19 protein-coding genes are annotated in these 17,209 nt (G+C 70.3%); 11 read left to right on the top strand and 8 right to left on the bottom strand.

What is annotated here, in order from left to right:
- The first annotated feature begins 45 nt into the window (after positions 1-45).
- The 4 genes from ACSJD1_RS06685 to ACSJD1_RS06670 all read left to right on the top strand — a co-directional run bounded on the left by ACSJD1_RS06685 (position 46) and on the right by ACSJD1_RS06670 (position 3,469).
- A complete protein-coding gene (locus ACSJD1_RS06685) occupies positions 46-498 on the top strand; it encodes a hypothetical protein (RefSeq protein WP_438854532.1) in 453 nt (150 codons plus the stop codon).
- On the top strand, positions 495-1,316 hold the full coding sequence (locus ACSJD1_RS06680) for an alpha/beta fold hydrolase (RefSeq protein WP_438854531.1): 822 nt from the start codon (positions 495-497) through the stop codon (positions 1,314-1,316). Before ACSJD1_RS06685 ends, ACSJD1_RS06680 begins: the two co-directional genes overlap by 4 nt.
- The gene (locus ACSJD1_RS06675; protein ID WP_438854530.1) at positions 1,313-1,903 is read left to right on the top strand and encodes a class I SAM-dependent methyltransferase; all 591 of its coding nucleotides are present in this window, start codon (positions 1,313-1,315) and stop codon (positions 1,901-1,903) included. Before ACSJD1_RS06680 ends, ACSJD1_RS06675 begins: the two co-directional genes overlap by 4 nt.
- 192 nt (positions 1,904-2,095) lie before the next feature.
- Positions 2,096-3,469, top strand: a complete 1,374-nt coding sequence (locus ACSJD1_RS06670; RefSeq protein WP_438854529.1) for a class I SAM-dependent methyltransferase — start codon at positions 2,096-2,098, stop codon at positions 3,467-3,469.
- Between the two features lie 100 nt (positions 3,470-3,569).
- On the opposite strand, the gene ACSJD1_RS06665 is transcribed toward ACSJD1_RS06670, so the two are convergent.
- Positions 3,570-3,989: a hypothetical protein gene (locus tag ACSJD1_RS06665; protein WP_438854528.1), complete on the bottom strand. Its 420-nt coding sequence runs from the start codon at positions 3,987-3,989 to the stop codon at positions 3,570-3,572.
- A 136-nt stretch (positions 3,990-4,125) separates the two neighbouring features.
- Positions 4,126-4,569, bottom strand: a complete 444-nt coding sequence (locus tag ACSJD1_RS06660) for a hypothetical protein (RefSeq protein ID WP_438854527.1) — start codon at positions 4,567-4,569, stop codon at positions 4,126-4,128.
- Positions 4,570-4,951: 382 nt separating this feature from the next.
- Between ACSJD1_RS06660 and ACSJD1_RS06655 the strand changes: the two genes are divergently transcribed.
- Entirely contained in the window at positions 4,952-5,788 is an 837-nt protein-coding gene (locus ACSJD1_RS06655) for an alpha/beta fold hydrolase (protein ID WP_438854526.1), read from the top strand.
- A gap of 85 nt (positions 5,789-5,873) precedes the next feature.
- Here the strand turns inward: ACSJD1_RS06655 and ACSJD1_RS06650 are convergent, their stop codons facing one another.
- The 3 genes from ACSJD1_RS06650 to ACSJD1_RS06640 form a co-directional block, all read right to left on the bottom strand.
- Complete coding sequence (locus ACSJD1_RS06650; protein WP_438854525.1) at positions 5,874-6,431, bottom strand: SOUL family heme-binding protein; 558 nt, start codon at positions 6,429-6,431, stop codon at positions 5,874-5,876.
- A gap of 182 nt (positions 6,432-6,613) precedes the next feature.
- The gene (locus ACSJD1_RS06645) at positions 6,614-7,465 is read right to left on the bottom strand and encodes a MerR family transcriptional regulator (protein ID WP_438854524.1); all 852 of its coding nucleotides are present in this window, start codon (positions 7,463-7,465) and stop codon (positions 6,614-6,616) included.
- Positions 7,466-7,808: 343 nt separating this feature from the next.
- The gene (locus tag ACSJD1_RS06640; RefSeq protein WP_438854523.1) at positions 7,809-8,999 is read right to left on the bottom strand and encodes an alpha/beta fold hydrolase; all 1,191 of its coding nucleotides are present in this window, start codon (positions 8,997-8,999) and stop codon (positions 7,809-7,811) included.
- Positions 9,000-9,201: 202 nt separating this feature from the next.
- On the opposite strand from ACSJD1_RS06640, the gene ACSJD1_RS06635 reads away from it, so the two are divergent.
- Positions 9,202-10,128, top strand: coding sequence for a diacylglycerol/lipid kinase family protein (locus ACSJD1_RS06635; RefSeq protein ID WP_438854522.1), 927 nt, complete (start codon positions 9,202-9,204; stop codon positions 10,126-10,128).
- A 31-nt stretch (positions 10,129-10,159) separates the two neighbouring features.
- Here ACSJD1_RS06635 and ACSJD1_RS06630 read toward each other — a convergent pair whose 3' ends face one another.
- Positions 10,160-11,521, bottom strand: coding sequence for a helix-turn-helix domain-containing protein (locus tag ACSJD1_RS06630; protein ID WP_438854521.1), 1,362 nt, complete (start codon positions 11,519-11,521; stop codon positions 10,160-10,162).
- Positions 11,522-11,612: 91 nt separating this feature from the next.
- On the opposite strand from ACSJD1_RS06630, the gene ACSJD1_RS06625 reads away from it, so the two are divergent.
- A complete protein-coding gene (locus ACSJD1_RS06625) occupies positions 11,613-11,957 on the top strand; it encodes a hypothetical protein (protein WP_438854520.1) in 345 nt (114 codons plus the stop codon).
- 118 nt (positions 11,958-12,075) lie between these two features.
- On the opposite strand, the gene ACSJD1_RS06620 is transcribed toward ACSJD1_RS06625, so the two are convergent.
- Both ACSJD1_RS06620 and ACSJD1_RS06615 read right to left on the bottom strand, forming a co-directional pair.
- Positions 12,076-13,101: an LLM class flavin-dependent oxidoreductase gene (locus ACSJD1_RS06620; RefSeq protein WP_438854519.1), complete on the bottom strand. Its 1,026-nt coding sequence runs from the start codon at positions 13,099-13,101 to the stop codon at positions 12,076-12,078.
- 97 nt (positions 13,102-13,198) lie between these two features.
- Positions 13,199-13,834, bottom strand: coding sequence for a TetR/AcrR family transcriptional regulator (locus tag ACSJD1_RS06615; protein WP_438854518.1), 636 nt, complete (start codon positions 13,832-13,834; stop codon positions 13,199-13,201).
- 102 nt (positions 13,835-13,936) lie between these two features.
- Here ACSJD1_RS06615 and ACSJD1_RS06610 point away from each other — a divergent pair, with 102 nt between their 5' ends.
- The 4 genes from ACSJD1_RS06610 to ACSJD1_RS06595 all read left to right on the top strand — a co-directional run bounded on the left by ACSJD1_RS06610 (position 13,937) and on the right by ACSJD1_RS06595 (position 17,172).
- Positions 13,937-14,572, top strand: a complete 636-nt coding sequence (locus ACSJD1_RS06610; protein WP_438854517.1) for an NADPH-dependent F420 reductase — start codon at positions 13,937-13,939, stop codon at positions 14,570-14,572.
- Complete coding sequence (locus tag ACSJD1_RS06605; RefSeq protein WP_438854516.1) at positions 14,565-15,773, top strand: low temperature requirement protein A; 1,209 nt, start codon at positions 14,565-14,567, stop codon at positions 15,771-15,773. The genes ACSJD1_RS06610 and ACSJD1_RS06605 overlap by 8 nt, the downstream gene beginning before the upstream one ends.
- Positions 15,774-15,974: 201 nt before the next feature.
- Positions 15,975-16,103, top strand: coding sequence for a hypothetical protein (locus ACSJD1_RS06600; RefSeq protein WP_438854515.1), 129 nt, complete (start codon positions 15,975-15,977; stop codon positions 16,101-16,103).
- A 160-nt stretch (positions 16,104-16,263) separates the two neighbouring features.
- On the top strand, positions 16,264-17,172 hold the full coding sequence (locus ACSJD1_RS06595; protein WP_438854514.1) for a hypothetical protein: 909 nt from the start codon (positions 16,264-16,266) through the stop codon (positions 17,170-17,172).
- The last annotated feature ends 37 nt before the right edge of the window (positions 17,173-17,209 follow it).

Genomic DNA, 17,209 nt, shown 5'->3' with positions numbered 1-17,209 from the left:
CATTCGGCGTAATGTGCGCGGTGGGAATCGCGGAAGGGGCGGCACATGTCCACCCACCAGCTTCGAATCAATTCGGCGACGACCGGCGAGCGGGGCGTCGGACGACGACGGGTCGCGGTGCTCGCGGCGGCGCTCGCGGCGTCGTGGGTCGCGATGGTGATCCACAACCAGGCGGAACTCCCGATCACGCTCCTCGACCTCGAGAACACCGGGCCGCTGGCGGTCGACGTGGCGCTGCTCGCCCTGTGCTGGCGATGGCCCGCCTCGCGGATCGCCTGGTCCGTCGTCCTGGCGTGGGCGCTACTCAATCTCGTCGTGGGCGGGCTGGTCACCGTGCTCCCGCTCGCCGTGCTCCCGTTCGCCCCCGAGCAGACCGTCGAGCACTACCTGATGCACGTCGTCTACGCCATCGGGCAGATCCCCCTCGTCGTCGTCGCCGTCATCGCGCTCCGGGGCGCAGCGTCCGGCCACTCCGCCGAAGGGGGCGTCCAGGGATGACCGAGCGGACGATCCGGACGCGCGTCGGCGCGCTGCATGTCACGACGTCGGGGGAGCAGGGGCCGACCGCTCTGCTCTGGCACAGCCTCTTCGTCGACGAGCGGTCATGGTCGCCAATGCTTCCGCACCTCGATGGCGCTCGTCGGCTGGTCGTCGTCACTGGGCCCGGCCACGGCGCCAGCACCGACCCCGGGCGACGGTATGACCTACGCCACTGCGCCGACGCCGCCGTGGAGATCCTGGACGAGCTCGGCATTCGGGAACCGATCGACTGGATCGGCAACGCGTGGGGCGGCCACGTCGGCATCCACTTCGCGGCCGAGCACCCGCACCGTTGCCGGAGCGTCATCGCCTTCGGCTCGCCCATCGCCGCGCTGAACCGGGAGGAGAAGCGAACCACGCGGCTGCTCCTCGGCGTCTACCGGCTGCTCGGCCCGACGACGACGATCATCGACGGCGTCACTGACGCCCTGCTGTCGCCGCACACCATCGATCACGATCCTCATGCGGTGGAACTCGTGCACGACTGCCTGCGCCGCGCGGACCGCCGCATGTTGGGCAACGCCGTCGTGTCGATCTCGCTGCGCCGCCCCGATCTGAGCGACCGCCTCGCGAATATTGCGAGCCCGGTGCTCATCGTCACCGGCTCCGATCACCAGGGGTTCACCGCCGAGCAGGCCGAGGCTGCGGTGCGGATGCTGCCGCGCGGGCGACTCGCGATCGTGCCGGCATCCGCCTACCTCGTCCCGCTCGAGGCACCGGACACCGCGGCCGGACTGGCTCTCGAGTTCTGGGCCGAGGCGGGGGTGACCCGGTGAGGTGGTTCTACGAGGTCGTGTACCGGTTCTTCCGGGCGCCGTGGGAAGTCGGAGCGCGCGCGGAACTGGTCGACCTCGTCGAGCGCGGGGTCATCCCGCCGGGGCGTGCGCTCGACCTGGGGTGCGGAACCGGCGCCAACGCGATCTTCCTGGCCCAGCGCGGGTTCGACGTCACCGGGGTCGACTTCGCCCCCAGCGGCATCGCGAAGGCCACCCGAGCGGCCGAGGCCGCCGGCGTGGCCGTGGACTTCCTCATCGACGACCTCACCGACCTGCGCCGCGCCCAGGGACCGTTCGACTTCCTGCTCGACTACGGCGTCCTCGACGACCTGCGGGCGCGGGACCGCCGACGCTACCTTCGCAGCATCCTGCCGCTGACCAGGCCCGGCACTCGCTACCTGCTCTGGGGCTTCGAGTACCCGATCCGCTGGTGGGAGCGATTGATCCCGTTCTTCGATCGACCCTTCGCCGACGGCGAGGTCGCCGAGCTCTTCGGCGACCATTTCCGCATCGCGACCGTCGAGCGTCGATTCGACCCGAGGACCTGGCCGCCCGGAACGGTGACGTACCTGATGACGCGCACCTGACGCTCCGGGCGTTCGGGCGTCCGGCGTCCGGGCGATCGCACGTGGGGGAGGAATCTATGCGGACGACGGGCCCTGCGGTCTAGCGTGAGGTGCAGGCTCCTCCGACCGGGGCCGCCGACACACGAGCCCGCCTCGCTGGCGGAACTCCGACTCGCGGTTCCTCGACCTCTACGCGAAGGCGGTGCAACGACGATGACGACGTTCAAGGAGCGCGGGCCCGGGTCGGCGACGGCGGATGCCACGGGGGCGGATGCCACGCCGGCGGATGCCGCCCTGAAGCCGGATGCCTCGGGCAGGCTCAGCCTCGCCGAGATCCTCGAGCTCGTCGCCGGCGGGCAGCTCCCGCTGCGGTTCACCGCCTACGACGGCAGTTCGGCCGGACCGCCCGACGCCCCGCTCGGCATCGAGTTGAAGTCGCCGCGGGGCACGACCTACCTCGCCACCGGTCGCGGCGACCTCGGCCTCGCGCGCGCCTACATCGCCGGCGACCTCGAGATCCACGGCGTGCACCCGGGCGATCCCTACGAACTGCTGCGGGCGCTCGCCGACGAACTGGTGTTCCGGATGCCGCCGCCGCGCGCCATCGCGCAGATCCTCCGCTCGATCGGCGTCGAGCACCTGAAGCCGATCGCGCCGCCGCCGGGGGAGGCACCGCCCCGGTGGCGTCGCGTCGCCACGGGGCGCCGGCACAGCAAGGCGCGGGACGCCGAGGCCATCCACCACCACTACGACGTGTCGAACACCTTCTACGAGTGGGTGCTCGGGCCGTCGATGACCTACACCTGCGCGTGCTACCCGCGCCCCGAGGCATCCCTCGACGAGGCCCAGGAGAACAAGTACCGGCTCGTCTTCGAGAAGCTGCGGCTGAGCCCGGGCGACCGGCTGCTCGACGTGGGCTGCGGCTGGGGCGGCATGGTGCGCTACGCGGCGCGCCGCGGCATCCGTGTCGTCGGCGTCACGCTGTCGGAGGAGCAGGCCACGTGGGCGCAGCGCGCCATCGCCGAGGAGGGCCTGGGCGAGCTCGCCGAGGTCCGCCACGGCGACTACCGCGACATCGCCGACACCGGGTTCGACGCCGTGTCGTCGATCGGGCTGCTCGAGCACATCGGGGTGCGCAACTACGCGAAGTACTTCCGCTTCCTGCAGTCGCGGCTGCGCACCGGCGGGCTGCTGCTCAACCACTGCATCACCCGCCCCGACAATCGGTCCGAACCCTCGACGCACGGCTTCATCGACCGCTACGTCTTCCCCGACGGGGAGCTCACGGGATCCGGGCGCATCATCACCGAAGCGCAGGATGTCGGCCTCGAGGTGCTGCACGAGGAGAACCTGCGCCCGCACTACGCGCTGACCCTGCGCGACTGGTGCGCCAACCTCGTCGAGCACTGGGATGAAGCGGTCGACGAGGTCGGCCTGCCGACCGCGAAGGTCTGGGGGCTCTACATGGCCGGGTCGCGGCTCCAGTTCGAGCGCGGCGGCATCCAGCTGCACCAGGTGCTGGCGGTGAAGCCCGACGAGCGCGGGGGAGTGGGCGACCTGCCGCTGCGGCCGTGGTGGACGGCGTAGGGCGGCGCGGGCGGCTCACGCCGTCGCGCCGATCGCACGTCTCTACCCGGCTCGGCCTCGGCGGCGGTGCCTACCGGGATCGCCTCGCGCGCTCGCGGTGCTAGACCGTGATCTCGTCGTTCGGGGGAGTGACCGGTGCCACTTTCAGGATCCGCGCGTACTCCGCCGCGATCGCCTTCCCGTCGGCCGTGCCGTTTCCGGTGAGGTCGATGACGATCACGTCCTCGCCCCACCAGCCTTCGAAGCTGAGCCGGCACTGATCCTGCTCGGGTTCGTTCAGGTACACCCAGTAGTCGATGCAGTGCACCTTCGGCCACTGGTTCTCGCCGTACTCTTCGATGATCCGGCTCTCGGGGTACTTCGCAGCGAACAGCGCGGGCGTGGCTTCCCAGAGGATGTAGCGCGCCTGCTGGTCGGGACCGTGCCCGACCTGCCTGACGAAACCGACGTCGGCTGCGTCGAACACCGGGTCGCACTCCTTGGTGACCGCGGCGATCCACTCGTCGTCGAAGAGAATCATGCGATCAGGCTAACGGCCGCCGCCCCGGGTTCCGTGGCGCGATCCTCGAGGACCAGGGCTGGATCGACTGGATCCACTCGAGCGTGGTCCGTCGCGCGTACGACGGCTTCATCTAGCCAACCCGCGGGGTTGGCGATCACGGCCCGATCGGCTCCCAGATCAGTTCGGCCACATCGAGCACGAGGTGCGGGCCCTCGGCAGAGCCGTCCTCACTGGATCGGACCTCGCCGACGCAGACGCAGACCACGTCGTTCAGCCGGCGGTAGCCGGCGTCGTCGCTGAGGTGGAGAACCGTACCCACGATCTGCCGCCGACCCACCGGTTGGGCGCGACCGTACCCTCGGCTCTCGAACATGATGGTCGCCCCATCATCTGCTTCGATCACGCCTCGCATTTCGGGCTGGAACGGGCCCTCGTCGGTTCGCCGCAACGGCGAGTTCGACGCCCGGAATCGGCCCGTGATCGCGCCCTCACAGGAGCCCTCGGCGAGGTAGAAATGCTGCTGCCATCCACCCTCGAGTTCCACGCTCCAGCCCTCCGGGTAGACGAAACGCAGTCGATAGAGGTGCTCGAGTCGCATGCGTGCCGTCCTTCACGTCGAGTTCGCAAGCAGGTCAGCGCAGGTGCAGACGGTACTCCGGTTGCGGCGGCGCCGCAGCATGCTCGAACACCCGATTGCTGACGCCGTTTCGCGTCATGGGGTGTTCGCTGAATTCGTGGATACGTCGGCGTGAAGTCTCCGCAAGGGGGTAGCGGCGTGCCCTTCGATCGGAGATCGTGGTCGCCTGCAGAGATCAGGTGCCCGTCGGCAACCGACGACGGCGCCACTGGCGACGCGCGGAGGCGCTGGAAGGACCGGGGACCCGCAAGCGTCGCGTCAACATGTCTCGCCGATTCGGCGCAGCATCCAACACAAGATGGCCGGGCACGGTCTCGGCTGAAGAGGAATCTGGAGGTCGGTCATGTCCTTTGTGACCACGGACGACGGTGCGGAGATCTACTTCAAGGACTGGGGCGACCGCGACGCCCAGCCCATCATGTTCCACCACGGGTGGCCGTTGTCTTCGGATGACTGGGACGCCCAGATGCTGTACTTCCTCGGCAAGGGGTACCGCGTCATCGCCAGCGACCGTCGCGGTCACGGCCGTTCGTCGCAGATCAGCACCGGCCACGACATGGACCACTACGCGAGTGACGCGTCCGCGGTCGTGGAGCACCTGGACCTGCGCAACGCGATCCACGTCGGCCACTCGACCGGTGGCGGCCAGGTGGCCCGCTATGTCGCGAAGTTCGGTGAGCCGCAGGGTCGTGTCGCGAAGGCAGTGCTGGTCGCGGCGGTTCCCCCGCTCATGCTCCAAACCGACGCGAACCCCGGAGGGCTGCCGATGTCGGTCTTCGACGGGTTCCGCAGCGCGCTGGCCGCCAACCGGGCCGACTTCTTCCAGGCGGTCGCGTCGGGCCCGTTCTACGGCTTCAACCGCGAGGGTGCGACCGTATCGGAGCCCGTCGTCGCCAACTGGTGGCGTCAGGGCATGATGGGCAGCGCGCTCGCGCACTACGAGGGCATCAAGGCATTCTCGGAGACCGACCAGACCGAGGATCTCGAGTCGATCTCGGTGCCCGTCCTCGTCCTCCAGGGCGACGACGACCAGATCGTGCCCTACCAGCAGGCCGCGCTCAAGCAGCACGAGCTCCTCAGCAACTCGACCCTCAAGATCTACGAGGGCTTCCCGCACGGGATGCTCACCACCCAGGCCGACGTCCTGAACTCCGACATCCTCGCCTTCATCCAGCAGTAGCCCAGCTGCTGCGCGAGGAGGAGACGGCGCGCGCACGGGGCCGCCCGTGTGCGCGCCGTCTCCGGTCAGTGGAGTGGGCGCCGGATCAGGCGGCGGGTTCCACCTCGACCTGCACCTCGTTGTGGCGGAGGAACGACGGGGTGATGGGCGGGTTGAACCGCGCGAAACGGGGTTCGCCGCGGACCGCGAGCCCCGCGGAGCTCACCTCGGCGAGCAGCTCGTCGCGGTGCCGCTCCCACGACTCCCGCGTCCAGCGACCGCTGAACCGGAGTGCGGCCACCAGCTGCTCCGGCACCGTCCGCAACCTTACTTCGGGACGAGTGGGGATCGGCGCCTCCGCCTCGGTGATCCCGGCCGGCAGCACGAAGGCCACGACGTGCCCCTCACCGGTGCGCTCCTGCAGCACGGGCGCCGTCATCGCGATCTTCTCCGACGACTGCACCACCGGCGCCGTCATCTCGATCGAACGGCGGGCGGCGTTCTCACCGCCGATGTAGCCGGCGAGCAGGCGGAAGGCCTGATTGCCGGCATCCTCGAACGGCACGCCCCGCACCACGGTCTCGGCCACGACGTGCGCCGGATAGCGACGCACCTCCCACCCGTCATGCTCCTGGACGACGTCGAACGGCTGCTGCTCGGTCACCTTCCGAGGCTACGCCCGCTTTCGAGGTCGTTGCCCCGTGAAGAGATGCCGTCGCCCCATCCGCTCGCACATGCGGTGGCGCTCGATGACGCGTGCTCCCCCCCAGTTCGGGCGGCCGGGGGGCCGTACGCAGCAGGGTGCCTCGCGTCCGTGGTGGACGGCGTCGAGTTCCGGCAGTCGGCTCAGGCCTCGCGCTCGACGGGTGCCTGCAGCTCGGTCACCCAGTCGGGGCCGGGCTCGTGCCCGTCGGCCACGAGGTAGACCTCGCGGGTGGGGCCGGTGATCCGGTAGCCCTCGGCGACGATGCCGTCCACCAGCGTGCGCCACGAGTGCCCGATGCCGGTCATGTCGCCGCGGTGGATCAACGTGGCCATGGTTGCGACGGCAGGCAGCGTCACGACGTCGTAGCCCTCGCCCGACTGCGGATCCGGCTCGGCCCTGTACGACACGTGCACCGCGAGGTCGTCGCTGCCCTCGACCGGTTCGTACCAGAAGATGCCCGGCTCGATGATCGGCCGGCCGGCGGAGGTCAGCGCGTCGTCGAGCCGGGAGATCGCGGGGCCCACGACGGGTCCGACGTTCTCGGGACCCATCCCCTGCGCGACCGTGCTGGTCGCGTAGACGGTAACGGGCCCGACGACGCGGTATTCGATCGTTTCGCTCATGGTCTCTGTTCCTTCGAGTAGTCGGAGTCGCCGCTCCAGTCGTGCGAGCCGTGCGGTGTCGTCGGCGACGGATGCCGCGAGCTCGGCGCGACGCTCGGCGAGAGCTTCGTGCAGAACCGCGGGGTCGTCTCCGGCGAGCGCCGCCGCGATGCGGTCGAGGTTGATCCCGTAGCCGCGCAGCTCGACGATCCGCAGCAGACGCTGCAGCTGGGCACTCGAGTACCGGCGGTACCCGTTGTGCTCGTCGACGTGCGCCGGCTCCAGCAGGCCGATCGCGTCGTAATGGCGCAGCATCCGCACGCTCACGCGTCCGAAGGCGGCGAATTCCCCGATGGTGTACATGGTGGAGACCACGTTCGACCATGACACAGTGTGAGGGTGAAGCGACACCGTCCGACGAGCGGTCTTCGACCCGGCGGGGCGCGACCGGATCGGACCGGGATAGTCGGGTCCGCTCCCTGTGCGATGAGCAGGCTGGAGGTCGAAAGGGGGTCACCGTGATCGGAGCGTTGAACCGACTCGTCGAGTTCGTCGAGGAGCACCTCACCGAGGAGATCGACTTTGGCGAACTGGCGCGGGACGCCGGAACGACGGAGTACCACCTGCGCCGGATGTTCTCGTCGCTCGCCGGCATGCCGTTGTCGGAGTACATCCGGCGTCGGCGGATGACGGTCGCGGCATCCGACGTGCTCGAAGGGCGTGACCTGTTGGGTCAGCGGGCGGGGGCGGTCCAGTCGAGCAGGAGATCGAGGAAGGCCTCGGGTCGCTCGAGCGCCGGGAGGTGTGCCACCTCCGGCCAATCGATGCGGCGCGCGTCGGGGATGCCCGCGGTCACGCGCTCCGCGGCATCCTGCGTCGTCTCGAGGTCGTGGCCGCCCACGAGCACGAGCGTGCGCGTCGCGATCTCCGGCAGGCGGTCGAGCGCCGGCGGATCCAGCTCCTGCGGCGCCCCGGCTCGCCAGGATGCGGCGATCTCGAAGGCGCGGCGCTGCATCGTCCGGACCGCATCGAGGACGCCCGGGTCGACCTCGCTCGGTTCGCGTCCCGGGCCGACCGCCCATGCCTCGACGTTCGCCTCGACGGCGGCGTCGAGGTCGTCGCGAGCGAGGGCGTCGCGTTCGGTGTCGATGAACTGCCGCAGGTCCGGGGTCATCGCCGCGAGCAGGCTGCCGCCGGGCGGGCAGAGGAGCAACGATTCGACGAACTCGGGGGCGGTGAGCGCGACCTCGGTCGCGACGCCCGACCCGAAGGAGGCGCCGACGAGGTGGCATCGCTCGATCCCGAGGTAGCGGAGGGTCTCGAGCACGTCGTCGACGTGCGACCACGTGCCATCCGGTCGGGTCGTGGACTGGCCGAAGCCGCGCAGGTCGAGCCGGAGCGCGTGGCGCGCCGCCGTGAGCCCCGTCCACAGCGGGTCCCACATGCGGCGATCGGCGATGCCGGCGTGGATCAGCACGACGGGCACGCCAGGTGCCGCGGCGTGATCGAACGCGATGCCCGACGGCGTGACCGGCCTCGGCGGGTTGTACATGAACTCGAGGCGGATGCCGTTGTCGTCCTCGACGAAGGCGGCGTAGTAGCGGTCGTTGAAGCGCGGGAACGGCTTCGGTCCACTGATCGCCGTCCACCCGGCATCCATCGCGATCCCATGGAGCCGATCGACCTCGGCGCGGGAGTCGACGGCGAACGCGAGGTGCTGCCATCCGATGCGGCCGTGCCGGTGCGGGCCGGTGCCGGGCTCGCGGGCCGGGTACAGGACGAGTTCGTCCCGGCCCCGGTACCAGGAGACGCCGTCCTCGGCGTCGAGCCGAGTGCAGCCGAGCGCCTGCATCACCTGGTCGAACTGGGCGGTGGAACGCACGAGGTCCTCGACGGTGATGCCGATGTGATCGAAGAGCGACATCCGGTCATCCTATGGAGTCCGCTGGTCGACGCATCAGACAGCGTCTGCGGAACAGCAGCGGGATGTCGACGGCGCGGTGGTACTGCGACGGGCCGGTGGCGTGCGCGTCACGGGTCGCGCGCCGGTCTCCGCGGGTTAGCGTTCGGGGCTCCCCGTACGCAAGCCCCGACATGAGACTGATCCGGCGTGGCAGAGTGTGGGCGTGACCACCGCGCGCATCGCCGTCATCTTCAACCCGAGCAAGATCGAGCGCGACGAGCTCTGCGACGCTTTCGATCGCGTCGATCCGGACGTCTGTGCCGCCGCATCCTGGTTCGAGACCACTGAGGACGACCCGGGCCGCGGGATGGCGCGAGAGGCGCTTGCGCACGGCGCCGAGGTGGTCGTGGTGGCCGGAGGCGACGGTACGGTTCGGGCCGTCGCCGAGGTGCTCGCCGGGGAGGATGCCGTGCTCGGCATCATCCCGCAGGGCACCGGCAACCTGCTCGCCCGCAACCTCGAGGTCCCGATCGGCGACACCGCAGCGGCGATCGAGCGCGCGCTCGGGACCGGTGAGCGGCGCATCGACATCGGGTGGGTCGACACGGGCGACGGCGAGGAGCGCGCCTTCGCCGTCATGGTCGGATTCGGTCTGGACGCGCACATGCTCGTCGAGACCGACGACGACCTGAAGGACAAGGCCGGCTGGCTCGCCTACGTGGCCGCGCTCGGCAAGGCGATCGCGGCCGCAGATGTCGTCGACTTCACCCTCGCGATCGACGACGACGATCCGCAGACGCTGAGCGGACACACCTTCATCGTCGGAAACTGCGGCACGGTGCAGGGCGGCGTCGCACTGCTGCCCGATGCCGTCCTCGACGACGGGCGACTCGACGCGCTGGTCGTGAGTGCCGACGGCCTGGTCGGGTGGCTCGACACCGTGCGGTCCTTCGTGTGGGACAACGGCATCCGCCGCTTCTTCGCCAAGGACGACGAGGCCGCCGACGCCGAGACCGCCACGCATCTGTCTGGCACGCGCATGAAGGTCGAGCTCCCGAAGCCCCTGCCGTTCGAGATCGACGGCGAGGAGGCCGGCGATGTGCGGGCGTTCACCGTGCGGGTGCATGCCGGGGCGCTCCGCGTCCGCTGAGCACGCAGGCGATTCGCTCCGACGAGGTCCGCTAGTTCGGCGAGTCTTGGGCCAGGAAGCGCCGGACCCATTCTTCGTGCTCGTCGAGGTCGAACTGAGCGAGTGTCAGACTCTCGTCGATCCACTCTTCTGACACGGTCGCCGTCTCTTCCTGGGAGGGCGTGAGGTCGGGCTCATTGACGCTCGTCACACCCAGCCAGACCGGCAGCGCCTGTGTGTCGAGAATGATGCCGACCAGCTTGAGTTCGATCTCGAGTGCCTTCTGAGCGTCGGGGGAAAGCGCGTCCCATTCGATCCGGCGGCTCGTGTCATGCCCGGGTGTCGCGACGAACGGAGGTGCCTCTGCAGAGCGGGATCGGATGGCGCGTCCGAGCAGCTCAGCGCGCTGGATGATGGCTTGCTGGGCTTCGTTCCACCTCTCCGCGCGCGGCAGGGCGTCCTGCATGTCCTCCAGCGCCTGCTGCGCGGCATCGAGCTTCTCGGCTTCTGCTTCGGCTTCCTTGCGGAGCTTTCGGCCCTTCCAGACGAGCACTCCACCGATGGCCAGAAGCGCGGGCAAGGCGACAATGCCGGTCAGGACCGCCGCGCCGCCCGCTACGCCCATGCGACCGGCTGCGAGCGAACCACTTCCGAGCCAAGCGAGCGTGGTGCTGGAGGCAGCCGCGCCGGAGAGTGAGGCGATCGCGGCCCCGGTCGATGCAGTCCCGGCGGCCGAGAGGGCGGCGAGCACGCCGGCCGCGGTTCCTGAACCCGGCCCACCTCCGGCGCCCGCGCCTGCCGCGCTCTCGGTCATCGCCTTCAGGATGCTGGCTTCCGTCCGTCCCCTCAGTCGCCGGATCTCGCCCTCGAGCGATCCTGCCGTCTCGTCGGTCGCCCCGGCATCCTCGGTATCGAGCCGCAGTCGCCAGTCGAGCCTCGCGGCGGTCTCGAGGAACGGCAGGACGAATCCATTGCCCGCTCGCTCGAGCGTGCGCTCGGAGTTGCGGATCTGGAACGTGACCCGTTCGGTGAGCAGGTTCGACGATGCGATGATCTGTGCTCGCCGGGCCTCGTTCTCGATGTAGATCGGCCCGGCCATGGCACGGGCGAAGACGCCGGGGCGCGAGAGCGCCGCGAGCGCTCGCTCCGTCTCCTCCTCGAGTTCTGCCTCCGTATGCCCGAGCGCGTCCAAGAGACGTCGGCGGTACCGACCGGTCGGGTCGGTCTTGCCGGACTCGATGCGGGAAATCGCCACGGCGGCGCTCTTCGGACTCTCGTCGCTTCCATATCCGGCGATTCGCCCCAGCTCCTGCTGGCCCTTGCCGTTGGCGCGTCGCCACTCCCGCCCCCACGCCTTGAGTACCGATGCCTGCGCGGTCAGGCGGGGTTTCGGATCTGCGCGCGGGGTCGCCACTCTTGACACCTACCCTAACCTCGTGCCTATACTCGGGCTAATGCGGGGCTAACTTAGCACCCGTATGAGCCCACTCTATAGGGAGATCATCATGACGATGAGTGCACTGCCGGTGTGGTCGGAGCGGTCGGAGCAGGACGCGCCTTCGTCCGGGACCGGGACCGGGACCGGAACGAGCGAGCCGCACTACGACGCGCGCCCTCGCAACGGCAGCAACCCCTGGCTGATGCTGTTCCCCCTCGGCGCTGCAGCGGCAGTCTCGGCCGCTGTCCTGCTGCGGCGACCGGCCGTGCGCAAGGCGTGCGTCGAGGTCGTCCGGGATCCCGAGGTGCGTGATGAGTGCCGGGAGGCCGGTGAACGCGCATACCGCGTGATCGCCGCATCCTGGCGCCGGCATGGTGGTCCGGAAGGATTGGCCGAGACCTTCCTGCGCTGACTTCGCCGGCGACGACGGTCGAGCGCGCGGGAGCAGACCCCCGCATGGCGCAGAGCTCGGCTCCGTGCCATCCGCTGTCGCCGTCTCGGCCTCTCGTTCGGGCCGGTTCAGTCCACGCTCAGCGCCATCCGAGCGCCGGCGCCACGTGCGACAGGAGCGACTCGAGGACGTGCGCGTTGTAGTCGACGCCGAGCTGGTTGGGCACGGTGAGCAGCAGGGTGTCGGCGGCGGCGATGGCCTCGTCCTCGCGGAGCTGCTCGATGAGGGCATCGGGTTCGGCGGCGTAGCTGCGGCCGAAGACGGCGCGGAAGTCGTCGATGACGCCGAACTGGTCGGACTCGTCGCGCTGGCCGCCGCCGAAGTAGGCGCGGTCCATGTCGTTCACGATGGCGAAGATCGAGCGGCTCACCGAGACCCGCGGCTCGCGCTCGTGCCCGGCCTCGGCCCAGGCGGCGCGGTACGCGTCGATCTGCTTGCGCTGCTGCACGTGGAAGGGCTCGCCCGATTCATCCTCCTTGAGCGTGGAGCTCATCAGGTTCATGCCCTGCTCGGCCGCCCACACGGCGGTCGAGTCGGAGCCGGCGCCCCACCAGATGCGGTCGCGCAGGCCCGGCGACTGCGGCTGGATGCCGAGCGGCCCCGGGTGCGGGTTCGGGAACATCGGGCGCGGGTTCGGCTCGGCGAACCGTGCGCCGTCGATGACCTGCAGGAACACGCCGGTGTTGTTGCGGGCGACGTCGGCCATGGTCGAGCCCTCGGGTGCCGCGTACCCGAAGTAGCGGTAGCCCTCGATCACCTGCTCGGGTGAGCCGCGCGAGACGCCGAGCTGCAGGCGACCGCCCGCGATCAGGTCGGCGGCGGCGGCATCCTCGGCCATGTACAGCGGGTTCTCGTAGCGCATGTCGATCACGCCCGTACCGAGCTCGATGCGGCTCGTCTTCGCCCCCGCCGCCGCGAGGAGGGGGAACGGGCTCGCGAGCTGGTTCGCGTAGTGATGCACGCGGAAGTAGGCGCCGTCGGCTCCGACCTCCTCGGCCGCGACCGCCAGGTCGATCGACTGCAGCAGCACGTCCGACGCCGATCGCGTCTTGGAGCCGGGAGAGTTCGACCAGTGGCCGAACGAGAGGAAACCGATGCGCTTCATATTGGGGTCCAACGTCTGCGGCGGCGGGGCATTCCGCTGGTGGTGCGCGTGAGGGCTGGGCCCCCCGCGCTGTGCGGTGGCCGAACCGGACCGACGATCACGCCGTCAGGCCTCGTCCGGGTCCGGACCGGGGAGCGGATCGCCCGGTGGGCGCCCGGCCCCCGCACGCGCGCCACACCAGGCGCGCGGTGCGATCCGCCCAGTCGTCCGGGGGCGTCGCCCCCGCCAGCGCCATCGCGTACCAGGATCCCGTGAGGAAGGTTCCGGCGACCGTGAGGTCGGCGTCCGGGTCGAGGATGCCGCGATCGACGGCCGCGTCGAGGATCGCCCGGAGCCGGGAGCGCCGCGGCGCGACGATGCGTTCGAGGTACTGCGCGCGGACGTCGGGGTCGACCTCGTCGCCGAGCATCAGCCCGGCCAGAGGCAGGGCCGCGGCCTCGCCGATGCAGTGCCGGAAGTGCTCGAGCTCGGCGACGAGGTCGGGAAAGGGGTCTCCGGACGGCTCGGGCGGTTCGACGTCCGCGAGGCGCGCCACGGCGTCGACCACGAGGGCGGTCTTGTCGGGCCAGCGCCGATAGACCGCGGGTCGTGTCGTCCCCGCGGTGGCCGCGACCGACGCGATCGAGAACCCCGCGAATCCCTTCAGGGCGAGTTCGGCGAGGGCGGCGTCGAGGACGCCGGCGTCGATGGACGCGTCGCGCGGGCGACCGGGCATCACGGCCGAGGGGTCCATGACGACATGATACGTGACATCCGTGTATTGAAATATGCCCGACGGCGGAGTACCGTGACCGCAGGTTTCGATACAGCACGGTAACGGAAGGGGTTCTCGGACATGCGCATCGCCATCATCGGGCACGGCCGCGTCGGCGGCGCGCTCGCGATCCAGTTCGCCCGGCTCGGGGAGGAGGTCGTGCTCGGGCTCGACCCGGGACGCCCGGACACCTCGGAGGAGCTGCGGCAGCGAGAGTCGCGATTGACGGCCGCACCGATGGCCGAGGCGGCGTCGACGGCCGACCTGGTGCTGGTCGCGCTGCCGTTCAAGGTGCTCGAGGCCGTCGTCGCGCCGTTGGCATCCGCGCTCGCTGGGCGCATCGTCGTCGACGCGACCAACCCGGTCGGCCCGGGCCTGACGCACGCGCTGGGATCCGAACGGTCCGCCGCCGACGACGTCGCCTCGCTCGCGCCCGAGGCGCTCGTGGTGAAGGCGTTCAACATCTACGGCGCCGAGAACTACGGCGACCCGCCCGAGCCCGTCGGGTCGGTTCGCCCGGCCATGCTCATCGCGGGCGACGACGCCGACGCCAAGCGAACGGTCTCCGGGCTCCTCGAACGCATGGGATGGCAGCCGCTCGACGTCGGGCCGCGATCCCGGGCCGTGCACCTGGAGCATCTCACCCTGCTCTGGCTGGGCCTCGTCCGCGCCGGCGACCACCGACCCGACCTCACGTGGGGGGCGCTCCATGGCTGATCGGTCTTACACCCAGGCCGACGCCGGCGACGGCAGGCGACTCGTCGGGCGGGTCCGCACCGCCGACGACACGGCACGCGTCACGACCTTCGAGCTGTTCTTCGACCTCGTCTACGTGTTCGCGTTCACGCAGGTCAGCCGGTTGATGGCCGAGACGCATTCGGCGTTCGGCATCCTGCAGGCGCTCATCGTGCTCGGCCTGCTGTGGTGGACGTGGTGCGCCTACAGCTGGCTCGCCAACCAGGCGCCGGCCGACCAGGGGGTCGTACGGATCGGGATGAGCGCTGCGATGATCGCCGTGTTCGTCATCGCGCTCGCGATCCCCGAGGCGTATGACGACCTCGCCGGCGGGTGGTCGGGCCCGCTGGTGCTGGTGATCGCGTACACGGTCGTCCGGCTCATCCACATGGCGCTGTACCTCGTGGCGGCGCGCGGCGACCGTGCCCTGGCCATGCAGGTGCTCCGCACGCAGGCGGTCGCGATGGCGCCGGCGGCGATCCTCCTGCTGGTCGGTGCGTTCGTCGGCGGGCCGGCGCAGACGTGGATCTGGCTGGCCGCATTCCTGTGGGACGTCGTCTTCACCTACGCCAGTTCGCGCGGCGGCGGCGGATGGCGCCTCTACTCGCCCGGCCACTGGTCCGAGCGCTACGGGCTCATCGTCATCCTCGCCCTCGGCGAGTCGATCGTCGCGATCGGCGTGGGGGTCGCACAGGAACCCATCGACGTCTCGATCACCCTCGGCGCGGCGCTCGCGGTCACCCTCTCGATCCTGCTCTGGTCGGCGTACTTCACCCGGGTCGCGGTCGCGGGCGAGCACGAACTGCATCGGCGAAGGGATGCCGCGCGCGTCGTCCTCGCGCGCGACGCCTACACGTACGCGCACTTCGTCATCGTCGCCGGGGTCGTCCTCGCCGCGCTCGGCGTCGAGGACGCCATGGCCCACGTCACCGACCCGGAGCCGTTCGGATGGTTCGGCGCCGCCGCGCTCGGCGGCGGCCTCGCGGTGTACCTGATCGGCACGGTGGTGTTCGCGCGCGTGGTCGGCATGGCATGGCCGTGGCTGCGGGTCTCGGCGGCGCTGGTGCTCGTCGCGGCGATCCCGCTCCTCGCGATCGTCACGCCGATGGCCGCGCTCGCCCTCGTGGTCGTGGTCGTGGCGAGCGCGCTCGCCCTGGAGGGCGTGCAGCGTGCTCGAAGGTAGTCCGCGGACGATCGGACGCGGCACGCCCGGCCAGCGGCGGTGACGCCGCCGTCGAGCCAGGCCACCGAGGCCGGTCCAGAATCGAACCGATCGAATCGGTCCACGATCGTCGGGTCCGTTCGCTGCGTGATGAGCAGGCTGGAGGTTGAAAGGGGGTCACCGTACCTCAGGTTCCGCCTGACCCTCGAAGGGAACACGACCATGGACACTCGCATCGCCGACCGACACGCCTTCCGCCTCGTGGGCCACGCCGCGCGAATCCCGCTCATCCACGACGGGCCGAACCCGCACATCCAGTCGAGCCCGACGACGCCGAGGGCAGCGAGCTGACGTACCTGCACGGTGTCGCCGTCGACGAGGGCACCGCGGTGCCCGAGGAAGTCGCTGCCGGACTGCCCCGGGGCTGACGGCGGCGGCCGACGCCGGGATCGTGCGAGCGTCAATCGTCTGGACGATTCGCCGCCGATCGCCGCCCGCATAGCGTTGGCGCATGGAGTCGCAGATCGCCCCGTCTGAGTTGCAGCGGTTCATCGGCCGCACGGAGCACTCGATCACGCCGAAGGGCGTCGCCGCGCTGTACGGGCGAGCCGAGATGCTCGCCCGGCTGCCGCTCCGGGTGCAGCGCTGGATCGTCTCGAGGGCTCGCGGCCCCGAGTACATGGGCTTCGTCGTGGAACCGTACTGCACCTTCCTGGCGTACGAGATCCGCGACGAGGCCGCCGCGAGCCGCATGCTGCCGCCGGGCTATCGCCTGGTCGCGACGTCGATGTTCGAGGGCGAGGCGCCGCGCGTGTGCGCAATCCTCGGCGCGTTCAACGTGCACGCCTCGGTCTTCTGGGGCGCTCGCGTCGAGCTCTACCTGATCGCGGAGAACGTGCGGACCGGGATGCTGACCTGGGTGATCTGCGACGTCGAATCCAACACCATCAACTACGACCCCGGCCAGGGCTTCTCCGCATCGACCACGGATCGGGCGATCGTCACGACGTCGCACGCGGGGGAGGTGATCGTCGACGTCCGAAGCCGCGAACGTCCGAACGACCTGGCGTTCACCGTCCGCCTGGCCGACGGCGCCATGCGCCCGCTGGACCAGCGGCTGTGGGTCGAGGGGAACCTGTCCGTCGACTACGGCGGTCGGCTCGCCCATGCAGGGTCGGCGCCGTTCGGCCTCGTGTTCGACCCCGGTGAGATGAGCCGGGCGCTGCAGGTGCCGCTGGATTCGGCCGTCGTCGAGCGCAACACCTTCGGTGCGGGGTTCCTCGCCGACTCGCCCTTCTCGGTGGCGTGCTTCCCCTTCGCGCAGCACTTCCTCACGACGAGCTATCCGCGCTCGAGCCCGATCCGAGATCAGCGCGCCTTGGAGGACGCGGTCCGCGTGCACGCCGCTCCGGCGCGCTGACCGTCTCGGTGTCGCTCGACGGTGGGTGAACGACGAC

The organism is Agromyces excoecariae (assembly GCF_051715505.1).
Lineage (GTDB): Bacteria > Actinomycetota > Actinomycetes > Actinomycetales > Microbacteriaceae > Agromyces.
This window is presented reverse-complemented; position numbering and strand designations above follow the sequence as displayed.